Below are 15,052 nucleotides of genomic sequence, written 5' to 3' on the forward strand. Positions count from 1 at the left end.
CGTCAAGGAATGAGCCAATGCAGGACCACAAAGAAGCCTCGCCCGTCAATCCGCTGCCGCCCGTGGTGGTGATTCTGTTTCTGGCGATGGCCCTGCCGGAGGCCGCTTTCAGCCTTGGCGCCAAGGGTCTGCTGGGCGGCGCAGAGGCGGTGGGCTGGCGGCTGTCTGCGGTGCAGACTTATGCCTTTTCAGGCGACATCTTCGACTGGATGGTGAGCAACGGGCGCTGGCTGCCCGAACATCTTTTGCGGTTTTTGACCTATTCGTTTGTGCACACAAGTTTTACCTCCACGCTCTTTGCCATCGTCTTCCTGCTCGCTTTGGGCAAGCTGGTGGGCGAGGTCATGGGGCAGGCTGCTGTGCTTGTGCTGTTTTTCGGCAGCGCGATTTTCGGCGCTCTGATCTATGGGCTGCTGTTGAACGACCAGACCTGGCTGGTGGGCGGCTTTCCCGCCGTCTACGGGCTGATCGGAGGCTATTCCTTTGTCATGTGGCAAAGCCTCGGGGCCAAGGGTGAGCAGCAATTGCGCGCTTTCACCCTGATCGCGATGTTGATGGGATTACAGCTGATCTGGGGCGTCTTCTTTGATGTTGGCAACGGTTGGGTCGCTGATCTCGCTGGGTTCACCTTCGGCTTCGGCGCGTCTGCTGCCTTGGTGCCGGGCGGGATTGCCCGCGTGCTGGCCGCCATGCGCCGCGATTGACCGCGACGCTCAGCGTGACCGGCCCAAAGCCTGACGTACTTCCGATATTTTGATCGCGCCAATCAGATGGGCGACCCCGAAATAGCTGATCATGCCGATGGCGATCAGCACGACCAGGGCCAGTGCCCGCCACCAATCCAACCCCAGAAACGGGCTGAGCGCGACATTGGCCCACCACAGGGCCAGTCCCATCACCGCAGAGGCGATCACCATGCGCCAAATGCGGCTGTGGAAACGCCCATCGAAACGCGCAACGTCGCCATATTGCCGCGCGCCGACGCGCAACAGCGCCACCATCAACCAGGCGGCGACTGTGGTGGCAATCGCGGGCGCGATCCACCCGATGACCGGGGCCAGACCAATCGCCAGCGCCGCATTCACCACCATCGACACAACCGCGTAGTGAAACGGGCGGCGGGTGTCCTCGCGGGCAAAAAAAACCGGTTGCAGGATTTTCTGCAACACGAAAGCGGGCAGGCCAAGGCCGTAGATGGCGACCGCCACGGCGATGGCGGCTGTGTCATCCACCGTCGCGGCCCCGCGTTCAAAAAGGACCGAGACCAGCGGGAAGGGCACGATCACCAAGGCCACAGCAGCCGGGATCGTCAGGGCCAGCGACACCTCGGCAGCGCGGCTGAGCGCGGTTTTGGCACCGGCTTCGTCGCGGGCCTGCAGCCTGCGGGACAGGTCTGGTAACAGCACCACACCAACTGCAATCCCGACCACGCCAAGGGGCAATTGGTAGAGCCGGTCGGCGGCAAAGAGCCAGCCCACGGCCTTGTCAAAATAGCTGGCGACCTGTTGGCCGACCAGCAGATTGACCTGCACCACGCCACCGGCCAGGGCGGCCGGGATCGCGACCTTGATCAGCCGACGCATGTCGGGCGTCAGCCGGGGGCGTTTGAGTTTCAGAGCAAACCCGGCCCGCCGCGCGGCGATCCACAGCAGCGCGAATTGCACGACGCCCGCCACCGGGATGGCCCAGACCAGCGCGCGCGCAATGTCCCCCCCGATCCAGGCGGCACCCGCCATGGCGCTGACCAGCAGGATGTTGAGCAGAACCGGCGCCGCGGCGGCGGCGGCAAACCGACCGGCGGCATTGAGCATCCCCGACAGGAGCGCTGCCAGCGAAATGAACAGGATGTAGGGAAAGGCGATGCGGCCGAATTCCACCGAAAGGCCGAATTGTTCCTGCCCGGCAAAGCCGGAGGCCAGCCCATAGATCAACCAGGGCATGGCGGCCATCGCCAGCAGGGTCAGTATGATCAGGACCGTGGCCAACCCGGCAAAGGCGTCGGAGGCAAAGCCATCTGGGTCCTGCTCTCCTTCAAGACGCTTGGAGAACATCGGCACGAAAGCCATGTTGAACGCGCCTTCGGCAAAGAACCGGCGGAACATATTGGGCAGGCGGAAGGCCACGACATAGGCCTGATAAAGCGGTCCCGTGCCGAGATAGGCGAGGATCATCGCGTCGCGGACAAAGCCAAGCACACGGCTCATCAAGGTCCAGCCGCCCACGGTGAAAAAGCCGGACATCAGGCGGATGGGCGTCACTCCTTGGCCCTTTCGACACCTTCATCGATGGCTTGCCGCAGCTTCTTCTCCAGCGAGCGTTGTTTGCTCTCGGCGTAGTATTTCAACCCGAACATGTCCTTGACGTAGAAGGTGTCCACCACCTGCTCGCCATAGGTCGCGATGACGGCATTGGCGATATAGACATTGGCCGCCGCCAATGTGCGCGCCAGATCATAGAGCAGACCGGGGCGGTCGCGGGTATCGACCTCGATGATCGTGTAGATTTCCGAGCCTTCGTTGTCGAAGGTGATATGCGTGGGCACCTTGAAAGCGCGTTCGCGTTTCTTGACCTTGTCGCGGGATTTCAGCGCGTCGCGGGCCACCACCTCGCCGCGCAGGGTCTTTTCGATCATCTGGCGCAAGCGCGGCAGGCGCGCGGCGTCATAGGGGTTTCCTTCGGCGTCCTGGATCCAATAGGCATCCGTGACCATGCCGTCCTTGGTGGTATAGCTGCGCGCGTCGACCACATTTGCGCCCACAAGCGCCAGCGCCCCGGCCAGACGGGCAAAGATACCCGGGTGATCGGCCATGACAAAACAGGCGCGGGTGGCGTCGCGATCCTCATCGGGATGCAGGTCGATCAGGATCTCGTCGTCCTTCACATCCCGCAGCATTTTGGCAAAGGTGACATGGGCGGTAACGTGCAGGGCCTGCCAATAGGGATCGTAATGGCGCGCGGTTTCCTTTTGCAATTCCCTGCGGGGCCAATCGCTGAGCGCATCGCGCAGCGCGCGTTTTGCCTCGGCACCGCGGTTTTCGCGGTTGAGATCTTCGAGACCGGTCTCCAACGCGCGCTTGGTCTGGCGATAGAGCGCGCGGATCAGCACCGCTTTCCAGTTGTTCCAGGTGTTGGGGCCGACGCCGCGGATGTCACAAACCGTCAGCACGCAGAGCAGATCCAGCCGTTTCACGGTCTGTACGGCCTTGGCAAAATCGCGCACCGTGCGCGGGTCGGCGATATCGCGTTTCTGCGCCATATCCGACATCAGCAGGTGATAGCGCACCAGCCATTCGACGGTATCGGTATCCGCCTGGTTCAAACCCAGACGCGGGGCGATCTTGCGCGCCATCTGCGCGCCCAGGATGGAATGATCCTCGGGCCGCCCTTTGGCGATGTCATGAATGAGCAGCGCTGTGTAGAGCACCTTGCGGTCGACACCCCGTTTCAGGATCGATGAGGCAACGGGCAGGTCTTCTTCCAATTCGCCGCGTTCGATCTGGGCCAGGTTCTTGATGCACTGGATGATGTGCTCATCCACGGTGTAGCTGTGGTACATGTTGAACTGCATCATCGCGACGATCGGTTCGAATTCCGGCACGAAAGCAGAGAGCACGCCCAATTCGTTCATCCGGCGCAGCGCGCGCTCGGGATTGCCGTGTTTCAGCAGCAGGTCATAGAATAGCCGCCGTGCTTCGGGGTTGGTGCGCATCTCGTCGTCGATCAGATGCAGGTTGGATTTGATCAGCCGCATCGCGTCGGGGTGGATCAGCATGCCCGTCCGCAGCGCTTCTTCAAAGAGGCGTAGAAGGTTCAGTTTGTCCGACAGAAATGCCTGATCATCCTGCACGCCGATCCGGTTGCGCACAACGACGTACCCCGGCTTCATCTTGGGCCGACGGCGGAAAATCCGCTCCAGAATGGGCTCGGCCTTGACGTGATCGGCCTCCAGCTTGGTCAGGAAGATGCGCGTCAGATCGCCAACTTCGGTGGCATGCAAAAAGAACTCCTGCATGAAAATCTCGACGGCGCGGCGCCCTTTCGTGTCCTCATACCCCATGGCCTCGGCGACCATGACCTGCATGTCAAAGGTCAGCTGTTCAGAGGCGCGGTTGTTGATCAGGTGCAGATGTCCGCGCACGGCCCAGAGGAAATCTTCGGCGGCGACAAATCCCCGAAACTCGTCTTCGGTGAAAACCCCCAGCCCAACGAGATCCGCGGCATCGTTGACGCTGTGCACATATTTGGCGATCCAGAACAGCGACTGCAGATCGCGCAGCCCGCCCTTGCCTTCCTTCACATTCGGCTCAACCACATAACGCTGCCCGTGTTTGACATGGCGGGTTTCGCGTTCGGCCAGTTTGGCTTCGATGAACTCGCGTCCCGAGCCGGAAAAGAGATCCTTGCGCAGCTGGTGCGCCAGATTATCTGCCAGTGCGGCATCCCCGGCCAGAAAGCGTTGTTCCAGCATCGCGGTCCTGATCGTGAAATCCTCTGCACCCAGGCGCAGGCATTCCTTGATCGTCCGACTAGCATGCCCAACCTTCAGCTTCAGGTCCCACAGGATGTAGAGCATGGATTCGATGACGCTCTCCGCCCAGGCGGTGATCTTGTAGGGCGTCAGAAACAGCAGATCGACATCGGAAAACGGCGCCATCTCGCCGCGCCCATACCCGCCCACGGCGATGACGGCCAGATGTTCGCTGGCGGTGGGGTTTGGTTTTGGGTGCAGCACGTTTTGTGCGACGTGAAGGGCGGCCTTCACCAGATGATCCGTCAGATAGGTATAGGCCCGCGTCATCGGGCGGGCATCAAAGGGGTGTTCGGCAAATGCCTTGGCAATCTGCGCCCGCCCGTCTTTTTGCCGCTTCCGCAAAAGAGCAACGACCGCTGTGCGGATATCACCAGCTGTGTGCAGATCCGCAATCGCCTCGGTCAAGTCCCGGGCAAAACGCGCATGATCGAAGATCAACGATGGGGCGCAGATCAACGCCGCCGTTTGGGGGGCGTCAACCTGCTGAGCGGAAAGCGACATTCTTTTTCCTTAGGAACCGGCGCCGCCAAATGATTGCGGTGCAGGGCTGAGGATCGAGACCTGCGCATCGATGATTGTCGCCACGGCCAGACCCCGCTGATTGGTGCCATTGGGCAGCAGTCGGAATATGCCGCTGGCCCCGCGGAAACCGGCCCCCTGGGTCAGGGCCGCACCGCTGAGTGCGTTAGAATTACCTTGGCTCACCAGTGCGCCGATGGCGGCGATCCCGTCGAACGCCAGCCCGCCAATGGGATGTGGAACGCCGCCGTAGGCGCTCTGATATTTTGCGCTGAAGGTGGCGGAGGCGGAGGGGTCGGGTACTGCGAACCACCCCCCCTGGACGCCGGGCAGGCTGAGCGTTTGTGCCGGAATATCCCAGCGGGTCAGGCCGATAAACTGTGACGTATCGGTGGAAACCCCGGCCTCAGGCAGGAGTTGCGACAGGAGCGGCAGGGCGGATGCGGTATCGGTGGTCATGAACACCGCGTCCGCGGCATTGCTTTCCACAGCTGATTTGATTTGCGGGATCGCTGCGATCACATCCTGTTGCGACAGGGCATAACTTACGGAGGAGACAAGGAATCCCCCCTGCGACAGCACCGCGCTGCTGATGGCGTCCCGTCCTGCGGTTCCAGCAGAATCCTGCCCATGTACCACGACGAAACGCTGTTTGCCCTGCGCCCGCGCATAGCTCACCATGCGGTTGGCCGTGTTCTGGAACGTCGGCCCCAGAACGAAGACGTTGCCCCCTGCGATCGCCGCGTTGTTGGAGAAGGACAGGACACTGATGTTTTTCCCGGCCACGGCGTTTCCGACGGCATTTGCAGATGCGGCATAGACCGGACCAAGAATGATTTTGGCCCCTTCATCAACCGCCTTTGTGGCCTGCGCTGCAGCAGTGGAGGCATCGCCGCCGGTCTGATACACCCGCAGATCAATGGAGGCACCATTAAGGTCGCGCATGGCCAATCGTGCCGCATTCTCAAGGCTTTGCGCCAGAAGTTCGTCCGTGGTTTGGCCGGACCCGCCGGGCACCAGAAGGGCCACCGGCACTGCTTCGCCGGAATTGAGGTTCGGGCCGCCGCCAAAGCCCGCACCGGGCACGGCGTCACAGGCCGCCAGTGTCAACGCGATCAGGGGTAAGGCGAGGGCGCGCAGCACCTTGCGGGCGGATGGGAAAACGGCAAACATATGCAGGTACTCCAGCAATCAAAGTCAAAGCGCGGGTCGGCGCGGTTGCGGCAATCATAAACGTCACGAAAGGCGGGTCCAGCGTTGAATTTCCAAAAGGTGCCTCTTGATGCGGGCCTCTACTTTGTTGGCGTGCCCATTGGAACGGCGCGGGACATCACATTGCGCGCGCTGGATATCCTCGCCTCCGTTGATGTTCTGGCGGCAGAAGACACGCGCAGTCTGCGCCGGTTGATGGATATTCACGGCGTGCCTTTGGCGGGCCGCGCGATGATCGCGCTGCATGATCATTCAGGCGACGGTGTGACCAACCGGCTGCTGGCTGCTGTGGCAGAGGGCAAATCCGTTGCCTATGCGTCCGAGGCGGGAATGCCGCTGATCGCGGATCCGGGGTTTGAATTGAGCCGTGCGGCCGCAGCGGCGGGATGCATGGCGACCTGTGCGCCGGGTCCCTCTGCCATTCTGACCGCCCTTGTTCTGGCGGGACTGCCGACAGATGCCTTCCATTTCGCGGGTTTCTTGCCGAGCGCCAAGGCAGCGCGGCGCACAGCGCTTGAAGGGCTTCGGGACGTGCCGGGCACCCTGGTCTGTTACGAATCCCCCAAGCGATTGGGCGCCATGCTCGCAGATGCCAGCGCGGTATTGGGGACCGGGCGCAAGGCCGTGGTCTGTCGTGAGCTGACCAAGAAGTTCGAGGAAACCCGGCGGGGATCTCTGGAAGAATTGGCAAATGCCTATGCCGGGCAATCGGTCAAAGGGGAAATCGTGGTGCTGGTGGATCGGAACCGTTCAGAGTCTGTTAGCCAAGACAATCTAAAAGAGGATCTTGTAAAGGCCCTGAAGTCGACCACCATGCGCGATGCGGTGGATATGGTGTCCAAGGCCCACAATCTGCCCCGGCGCCAAGTTTACCAAATGGCTCTGGAGCTTGCCAAAGGATAATCACATGGCGGTTCAAGCGCACCGCGTGGCTCAAGGCCAAACATCATATCTGGCGGGAAGTGCTGCGGAGGATGCCGTTGCAAGACACTATCGCGACCAAGGCTATGCCATATTGGAAAGCAGATGGCGTGGTGAAGGCGGCGAGATCGATCTGATTGTCCAAAACGATGCATTTGTCGTGTTTGTCGAAGTGAAACAGAGCAAGAGGTTCGCGCAGGCCGCGACCCGCATCAGTGCGCGGCAAATGCAACGCATCCACAATGCCGCCGGGGAATACCTGGGGCAACTGCCGATGGGGCTTTTGACGGACGCGCGTTTTGATGTGGCGCTGGTGGATGGCCAGGGTGCCATTCAAATAATCGAGAACGCCTTTGCGGAAGGTTGATCTGGCGAGACCCGGCCATTGCACCTTTGGGGCGGCTGCGCCATTTAGGGGGGACCAAAGCAGGAGTGGCCATGAAAATCGCCTTTCAGATGGACCCGATCGGGGACGTGAACATCAACGCTGACAGTTCGTTCCGGCTCGCGGAAGAGGCACAGGCCCGTGGGCATGAGCTGTTTTTCTACTCACCCGACCATCTGGCCTATCAGGAAGGGCGGATCACGGCCCGTGGCCATGACCTTCGGGTGCAGCGGGTGCAGGGGGATCATGCCCAGCTCGGCCATGCGCGCGAAGTGGATCTGGCAGATTTCGATGTGGTCTGGCTGCGGCAAGATCCGCCTTTTGACATGCACTACATCACATCGACACATCTGTTGGATCGCCTGACACCGGAGACGCTTGTGGTCAATGACCCGTTTTGGGTGCGCAATTACCCCGAAAAGCTGCTGGTCCTGGATTTTCCCGATTTGACGCCGCCCACCAGTATTGCGCGCGACCTGATGACCATCAAATCCTTCAAGGAAAAGCATGGGGACATCATTCTGAAGCCGCTTTACGGCAACGGTGGTGCTGGTGTGTTCAGGCTGGATGCCAATGATCGAAACCTCAGTTCCTTGCATGAACTTTTTACCGGTTTTTCCAGAGAGCCCCTGATCGTGCAGAAATTCCTGCCTGCGGTGTCAAAAGGCGACAAGCGCGTGATCCTGGTGGATGGCGAAGCCGTTGGCGCAATCAACCGCGTGCCTGCTGCGGGCGAGACGCGGTCGAACATGCACGTGGGGGGTCGGCCGGAGAAAATTGGTCTGACGGATCGCGACCGGGAGATTTGTGCGGCCATCGGGCCGCTGCTGAAGGAAAAGGGGCAGATTTTTGTCGGCATTGACGTGATCGGCGATTATCTGACCGAAATCAACGTGACCTCGCCCACCGGTATCCAGGAATTGGAGCGGTTCGATGGTGTGAATATCGCGGCCAAGATCTGGGAGGCGATTGAGGCGCGCCGCGGTTAAGCATCCGTCGCACTGGCCAGACGGAAACTGATGGCTTCTGCGACATGCGGGCGCTGCACCCGCTCTGACTGATCCAGATCGGCAATGGTACGGGCCACACGCATGACGCGGTGGTACCCGCGCGCAGAGAGGTTGAACCGCTCTGCGGCACGCAGCAGTAGATCGCGCCCTTCGGCATCCGGGGTTGCGATCTCCTCTAGAGCCTCGCCTTCGGCATCGGCATTTGTGCGCATGTCTGACCGACCATCAAACCGATGCTGTTGCACCGCCCGGGCTGCTGCGACACGTGCGGCAATCGTTGCAGATTTCTCCCCATTGGCGGGCAGATCAAGGTCGGTATAGGTCACGGGGGGAACATCTACCCGCAAATCGAAGCGATCCATCAGGGGGCCGGAGATGCGACCGAGATAGTCCGCACCGCAGTGCGGCACCCTTGCGCAGGCGCGTTCCGGGTCCGACAGGTAGCCGCATTTGCAGGGGTTGGCCGCCGCGACCAGCATGAACCGGCAAGGATATCTGACATGGGCGTTTGCGCGGGACACCATGACTTCGCCGGTTTCAACGGGTTGCCGTAGCGTTTCAAGCACATTGCGTTGATACTCGGGGAACTCATCCATGAAGAGCACACCATTATGCGCCAATGAGACCTCACCCGGTTTTGCCATACGCCCCCCGCCAATGATCGCGGCCATGGACGACGTGTGATGCGGATCGCGAAACGGGCGGTCACGCGAAATGCCGCCTTCATCCAATTCGCCTGCGATGGAGTGGATCATCGAGGTCTCCAGGGCCTCCATGGCGGTCATGGGCGGCAAGATGCCCGGAAGGCGCTGGGCGAGCATGGACTTGCCGGACCCGGGCGTGCCCACGAAAATGAGGTGATGGCGGCCCGCCGCAGCGATCTCCAAAGCGCGTTTCGCCCGTTCCTGCCCCTTGACCTCTGAGAAATCCTTGGTCAGGGGCGACGCAGGAACCTCGCCGGGCTGCGCCGGAGAAATTGGCACCTGCCCACTGAAGTGACGGACGACATCGCCCAGCGTTTTGGCTGCGATCACCCGCGCATCACTGACCCAGGCGGCTTCTTTTCCGCAGGGCTCCGGACATAACAGGCCATACCCTTCGGCGGCCGCCGTCATGGCCGCGGGCAGCGCACCGGTGACCGGCACGATTTTCCCATCCAGCGACAATTCTCCCAAGGCCACGACCGATTGGGTGATGTCGCGCGGAATGATGTCCAGCGCGGCCAGCAGAGAAACGGCAATCGGCAGGTCAAAATGACTGCCTTCCTTGGGTAAATCGGCGGGGCTGAGATTGATGGTGACTTTTTTGGAGGGAAAGGCAATGGCCATGCAGGCCAAGGCGGCGCGCACGCGTTCCTTGGCCTCTGATACGGCTTTGTCCGGAAGCCCGACGATGCTGAAGCCGGGCAACCCTGGCGCGAGCGAGCATTGCACTTCGACCAGACAGGCTTCGACGCCGCGAAAAGCAACAGAATGTGCCAGTGATACCATGGTGACCCCTCCAACCAATAATGGTTAATCGGTACGTCACCGGTGTTTATGAAAGGTTAATGATCGCGATCAGGCAGGCCAGTCGCGTGTCGCGCCCGCCATGGGATAGGGAAAAGGGTCATAGGTGATTTTGAGCCCTTCGGCGCGCCAGGTCCTGAAGGCAGGGTCCTCAATCGTTCTTATGCAATACGCGCGTGCAGCTGTGGAAACCGGCAAATCGTACCCGATGATCCGCGCGGCCACAGGGGCATAGAACGCGTCAGCCAGAGAGTAATTTCCTAACAACCAGCCGGTCTCGGACCCTGCAAGCAGCCAGGCACTGTTCCAGATCTCTTCAATGCGATTGAGATCTGCCAGGACATCTTCCGCAGGTGCAAACCCTTCGTTCACATGCTGCAGCTGCATGGGGCACGCACCGCGCAAGGCGACAAATCCAGACGCCATTTCAGCGCAGAGCCACCTTGCCCGCGTGCGCAATGAGGCGTCTGTTGGCCACAACCCGGCATCGGGATGCCGTTCCGCCAAGGTTTCCGCCATGGCGAGCGATTCCCCGATGACGTCGCCCTCGGGTGTCTTCAGAACCGGGACCAGGCGTGCGGGCGCAAGCTTAGCCAGGTCATCCGCCATTGTGCCACTGTAGAGCCCGACCATGTGGGTGCGATAGGGCAGGTTGAATTTTCCCATCATCAGCCAGCCGCGCAGGGACCAGCTGGAGAAAGTGCGATCACCGATGTACAAATCATATGTCATGCTCGCACGCTAACGGGTGCTGATGTTGCCCATCAAACGATGATTTGTGACCGGATGGATCACGGACAATGATTAATCGTTTCGACCCTTGCCTGACCGCCTGACCAGACGATCCGCGTGGTTGAAAGATTGTCGATAGAGTGTGATAGGGCTTCATATGCTGAGACGCCGAGACCGCGCTGCACCTGTGTCAGGATCACGCCGATATGGGCCACGGCGATGATGTCGGCGCTCGGATGTGCAGCATTGATGCGGTCCACGAAACTGTTGACGCGCTTGGCCGCCATGTTCCAGCTTTCGCCCTGCGGCGGGGCGACGTCACCCGGGGTTTCCCAATAGGCGCGGCTTAACTCGGGGTCGCGCTCAGCCACTTTGCTGAAATGCAGGCCATCCCAGACCCCGAAATTGAATTCCCGGATATCGGCGACATGTGGCAGACGCGTATGGGCGGAGGCCTGCACCGCATCGGCGGTTGCCGAGGCTCGGATCAAATCGGATGACACCATCAGCGCAGTGTCTGGCAGATACGCGCGCAGCCGCGCGATCTGATCCTTGTTCGACAAATCTGCGGGCACATCACGCCAGCCGACAAACGCCTTCTCATGTGTCGGACCGTGGCGCACCCAGTGCCAGATGGTCATGGCAGATGCCCTTTCAACGCCATTGGCAGCCCCGCAGTGACCATGACCGCACGATCGGACTGTACCGCCAGTGCAATATTGAGCCGCCCCTGCGCCTCGCGGAAGTGGCGCGACAGCGCATTATCCGGGACAATGCCATGACCCACTTCATTGGAAACGATGACGATTGGCGCCTTGCAGGTGGCGAGCGCGGCAAGCAGCTCATTCTGAGCTGCCGGCACATCGCGTCCATCGAGCATCTGATTGCTCAACCACATTGTAGCACAATCGACCAGAACGGCCTGCCCCGATTCCATCGTGGACAGGGTGGCGCTGAGGTCTAAATCTGCCTCAAAATTAAGCCACCGGTCACTTCTGCGCGATTTATGCACCGCGACGCGCATTTTTATTTCGTCGTCAAACACCCGTGAGGTGGCGAGGTAAACAGGCTCTAAACGACTGCTTAACAAATAGTTTTCCGCCCAAACGGACTTTCCCGAAGCGGCACCGCCTAGCACGAAGGTCAATTTTGGCAACATTTTGGTAACCTTTGAAGTGAACCAATCCGGTGTATGGTGCGTACCTATATCAATTGTACACGGCAAGGTGTGCTTCATCTGACTGGGAGATGTCGCTATGGCTTTGGATACGGCAAGAGATATGTCATTGTCTCGGAAGGCAATGAAGGCGGAACTGCTGGACGCAGAAACAGAGTTACGACTGGCCTATGCCTGGCGTGATGATCGCTGCGAGGAATCACTACACCGACTGATCACCGCCTACATGCGCCTTGCGATTTCGATGGCATCCAAGTTCAAGCGCTACGGCGCGCCTATGAACGATTTGATTCAGGAAGCGGGTCTGGGGCTGATGAAAGCCGCAGATAAATTCGACCCGGATCGCGGCGTGCGATTCTCGACATACGCCGTGTGGTGGATCAAAGCTTCCATCCAGGACTACGTGATGCGTAACTGGTCGATGGTGCGGACAGGGTCGACGTCGTCGCAAAAATCGCTGTTTTTCAACATGCGTCGCGTGCAGGCACGTCTTGAGCGGGAAAGTGCCGCGGCGGGTGAAACGTTGGACCGGCACCAGTTGCGCCAGATGATTTCGACCGAGATCGGCGTGCCGCTGCATGATGTCGAGATGATGGAAGGGCGTCTGTCCGGGTCCGACTATTCGCTGAATGCGACCCAATCGACCGAGGATGAGGGGCGCGAATGGATTGATGCGCTGGAAGATGACAGCGAACAGGCCGCCGAAACGGTAGAACACCAGCATGATACCGAACAGTTGCGGGCGTGGTTGCTGCAAGCGATGAATGACCTCAACGACCGGGAGCGTTTCATCGTGAGGGAGCGCAAGTTGCGTGATCAGCCGCGTACGTTGGAAAGCCTGGGGCAGGAATTGTCTCTGAGCAAGGAACGTGTGCGCCAGCTGGAAGCCGCCGCTTTTGGCAAGATGCGCAAATCGCTTGAAAACCAATCGCGCGAAGTTCATCACTTCTTGATGTGACCCCAGGCATTCTAAAGTCCATCGTATGTTCTGGAGCGGTCCTTCTGGCCGCTCCATTTGCGTTTGCCGAAGCTTTGCCGGATGCGGCGCGTGGTGCGGACGTCGTTTTTCTGGGCGAGCAACATGACAACCCCGAACATCACGCGCGACAGGGTGACTGGACGGCGGCACTGGCACCCAAGGCGTTGGTCTTCGAGATGCTGACGCCGGAGCAGGCAGAGGCCGTCACGTCGGATAACCGTAAAGACGAAAACCTGCTTGAGGCGGCGCTGACCTGGACGGACTCCGGTTGGCCGGATTTCGCGATGTACTACCCGATTTTTGCTGCGGCACCTGACGCGCGGATCTATGGGGCCGGGGTTCCGCGAGATCAGGTCCGGGGTCTCATGGAGAAACCGCTGACCGAGGCTTTTGGCGCAGCGGATGCCGCGCGTTTCGGATTGGATCAGCCGCTTCCGCCTGCACAGCAAACCGAGCGCGAAGCTTTGCAGCGTGCCGCCCATTGCGACGCTTTGCCCGAGGACCTGCTGCCAATGATGGTCTCTGTTCAGCGGTTGCGTGACGCAACATTGGCGCGTGCGGCGCTGGCGGCGTTTGAGCAAACCGGCGGACCGGTGGTGGTGATCACCGGGAACGGTCACGCGCGGGCTGATTGGGGCGCGCCCTTTGTACTGCGCACGGCCCAGCCAGACATCAACCTCTTTTCACTGGGGCAGGGCGAGGCGGGTCGCATGCCGGAGGGCGGTTTTGATGAGGCGGTGGATGGTCCCGCCGTAGACCGCGGCGACCCCTGTGACGCATTCAACTGATACCGGGGGGCTGGCAGTCCCGCAGCGGGCGGCATATGCTCTGCGCGAACATCGACCGGACAAGGGCGCATCATGCTGACCGGAAAACATATTTTGCTCATCATCGGGGGCGGTATTGCCGCCTTCAAATCGCTCGACCTGATCCGGCGCTTGCGGGAACGTGGTGCGACGGTGACACCGGTCCTGACAAAGGCGGGGGAAGAGTTCGTAACGCCGCTGTCTGTCTCCGCTTTGGCGGGGCGTAAGGTCTATCGCGATCTCTTCGATCTGACCGATGAGGCCGAGATGGGCCACATCCAGCTCAGTCGCGTTGCCGATCTGGTGGTCGTCGCCCCGGCCACCGCGGACCTGATGGCCAAAATGACCAGTGGTGCGGCGAATGATCTTGCCAGCACGCTTTTGCTCGCCACCGACACGCCGGTTCTGATTGCGCCAGCGATGAATGTGCGCATGTGGCAACACCCCGCAACGCAGCGTAACCTCACTGTGCTAAAGGCCGATGGTGTCACCGTGGTTGGGCCGAACGATGGCGACATGGCCTGCGGTGAGTTCGGGCCCGGGCGTATGGCGGAACCCCTCGAAATCGTCGCGGCCATTCAGGCGCATCTCGCCGCCGGGCCGTTGGCCGGAAAACGGATTCTTGTCACCTCTGGGCCGACGCATGAACCTATCGACCCTGTGCGCTACATCGCCAACCGATCCTCCGGCGCGCAGGGCACGGCAATCGCGCGCGCCCTGTCGGCGTCGGGTGCGACGGTGATTTTTGTGACCGGACCGGCGGATGTCCCGCCCCCCGAAGGGGTTGAGGTCCTGCGGGTGCAGACCGCTCAGGAAATGCTCGACACGGTCATGGGGGCGCTGCCGGTGGATGCTGGTGTCTTCACGGCAGCCGTGGCCGATTGGCGGGTCGCCGAGGCTAGTGACCGTAAGTTGAAAAAAACCAAGGATGGCCTGCCCAGTCTGGAATTTGCCGAAAACCCCGACATCTTGCAGCAGGTGGCCCAGATGAAAGAGGGCCGCCCGGAATTGGTTGTTGGCTTTGCGGCTGAAACGAACGATGTGATTGAGAACGCCACGGCCAAAAGGCAGCGCAAGGGGTGCGACTGGATCGTGGCCAATGATGTCTCCACCGCCAGCGGCGTCATGGGCGGCACCGACAATACTGTCGTGGTGATCGACAGCAAGGGCGCGGAGAACTGGCCGAAAATGGCCAAGGCAGAGGTCGCCAGACGGCTGGCGGCGCGCATCACGCGTGCGTTGGTCTGACACACCGCGGCGGTCAAAGGGTTG

At 60.7% G+C, this 15,052-nt stretch carries 14 protein-coding genes; 7 read left to right on the forward strand and 7 right to left on the reverse strand.

The features are described from left to right. The first annotated feature begins 17 nt into the window (after positions 1–17). Positions 18–704: a rhomboid family intramembrane serine protease gene (locus tag Q1A63_RS04145; RefSeq protein ID WP_298969468.1), complete on the forward strand. Its 687-nt coding sequence runs from the start codon at positions 18–20 to the stop codon at positions 702–704. 9 nt (positions 705–713) lie between these two features. On the opposite strand, the gene murJ is transcribed toward Q1A63_RS04145, so the two are convergent. The 3 genes from murJ to Q1A63_RS04160 are packed head-to-tail and all read right to left on the reverse strand — an operon-like array spanning position 714 to position 6,223. Continuing rightward, positions 714–2,258 carry a murein biosynthesis integral membrane protein MurJ gene (gene murJ, locus Q1A63_RS04150; protein ID WP_299630766.1) on the reverse strand — a complete coding sequence of 515 codons (1,545 nt, stop codon included), beginning with the start codon at positions 2,256–2,258 and terminating at the stop codon, positions 714–716. After that, a complete protein-coding gene (locus Q1A63_RS04155; protein WP_298969470.1) occupies positions 2,255–5,032 on the reverse strand; it encodes a [protein-PII] uridylyltransferase in 2,778 nt (925 codons plus the stop codon). The genes murJ and Q1A63_RS04155 overlap by 4 nt, the downstream gene beginning before the upstream one ends. Positions 5,033–5,041: 9 nt before the next feature. Continuing rightward, the gene (locus tag Q1A63_RS04160; protein ID WP_298969585.1) at positions 5,042–6,223 is read right to left on the reverse strand and encodes a penicillin-binding protein activator; all 1,182 of its coding nucleotides are present in this window, start codon (positions 6,221–6,223) and stop codon (positions 5,042–5,044) included. Between the two features lie 84 nt (positions 6,224–6,307). On the opposite strand from Q1A63_RS04160, the gene rsmI reads away from it, so the two are divergent. The 3 genes from rsmI to gshB all read left to right on the forward strand — a co-directional run bounded on the left by rsmI (position 6,308) and on the right by gshB (position 8,557). Then, the gene (gene rsmI / locus Q1A63_RS04165) at positions 6,308–7,165 is read left to right on the forward strand and encodes a 16S rRNA (cytidine(1402)-2'-O)-methyltransferase (RefSeq protein ID WP_298969471.1); all 858 of its coding nucleotides are present in this window, start codon (positions 6,308–6,310) and stop codon (positions 7,163–7,165) included. 4 nt (positions 7,166–7,169) lie between these two features. Then, positions 7,170–7,550 carry a YraN family protein gene (locus Q1A63_RS04170; protein WP_298969472.1) on the forward strand — a complete coding sequence of 127 codons (381 nt, stop codon included), beginning with the start codon at positions 7,170–7,172 and terminating at the stop codon, positions 7,548–7,550. Positions 7,551–7,621: 71 nt separating this feature from the next. Beyond that, positions 7,622–8,557 carry a glutathione synthase gene (gshB, locus tag Q1A63_RS04175; RefSeq protein WP_298969473.1) on the forward strand — a complete coding sequence of 312 codons (936 nt, stop codon included), beginning with the start codon at positions 7,622–7,624 and terminating at the stop codon, positions 8,555–8,557. On the opposite strand, the gene Q1A63_RS04180 is transcribed toward gshB, so the two are convergent. The 4 genes from Q1A63_RS04180 to cobU all read right to left on the reverse strand — a co-directional run bounded on the left by Q1A63_RS04180 (position 8,554) and on the right by cobU (position 11,977). Continuing rightward, positions 8,554–10,068 (reverse strand): YifB family Mg chelatase-like AAA ATPase, encoded by a 1,515-nt coding sequence (locus tag Q1A63_RS04180; RefSeq protein WP_298969474.1) that lies wholly within the window; start codon positions 10,066–10,068, stop codon positions 8,554–8,556. The two genes, gshB and Q1A63_RS04180, sit on opposite strands and share 4 nt — an antisense overlap. Before the next feature lie 69 nt (positions 10,069–10,137). Then, positions 10,138–10,818: a glutathione S-transferase gene (locus tag Q1A63_RS04185; RefSeq protein WP_298969475.1), complete on the reverse strand. Its 681-nt coding sequence runs from the start codon at positions 10,816–10,818 to the stop codon at positions 10,138–10,140. A gap of 59 nt (positions 10,819–10,877) precedes the next feature. After that, entirely contained in the window at positions 10,878–11,459 is a 582-nt protein-coding gene (locus tag Q1A63_RS04190; protein ID WP_298969476.1) for a histidine phosphatase family protein, read from the reverse strand. Next, entirely contained in the window at positions 11,456–11,977 is a 522-nt protein-coding gene (gene cobU, locus Q1A63_RS04195) for a bifunctional adenosylcobinamide kinase/adenosylcobinamide-phosphate guanylyltransferase (RefSeq protein ID WP_298969477.1), read from the reverse strand. Before cobU ends, Q1A63_RS04190 begins: the two co-directional genes overlap by 4 nt. A 97-nt stretch (positions 11,978–12,074) precedes the next feature. Here cobU and Q1A63_RS04200 point away from each other — a divergent pair, with 97 nt between their 5' ends. From Q1A63_RS04200 to coaBC, 3 genes are all read left to right on the forward strand, one after another. Next, on the forward strand, positions 12,075–12,953 hold the full coding sequence (locus Q1A63_RS04200) for an RNA polymerase factor sigma-32 (protein ID WP_298969478.1): 879 nt from the start codon (positions 12,075–12,077) through the stop codon (positions 12,951–12,953). A 74-nt stretch (positions 12,954–13,027) separates the two neighbouring features. Further along, positions 13,028–13,762: a ChaN family lipoprotein gene (locus Q1A63_RS04205; protein ID WP_299630771.1), complete on the forward strand. Its 735-nt coding sequence runs from the start codon at positions 13,028–13,030 to the stop codon at positions 13,760–13,762. 72 nt (positions 13,763–13,834) lie between these two features. Beyond that, complete coding sequence (gene coaBC / locus Q1A63_RS04210; RefSeq protein WP_298969480.1) at positions 13,835–15,028, forward strand: bifunctional phosphopantothenoylcysteine decarboxylase/phosphopantothenate--cysteine ligase CoaBC; 1,194 nt, start codon at positions 13,835–13,837, stop codon at positions 15,026–15,028. The last annotated feature ends 24 nt before the right edge of the window (positions 15,029–15,052 follow it).

The organism is uncultured Roseobacter sp., assembly GCF_947499265.1.
GTDB lineage: Bacteria > Pseudomonadota > Alphaproteobacteria > Rhodobacterales > Rhodobacteraceae > Roseobacter.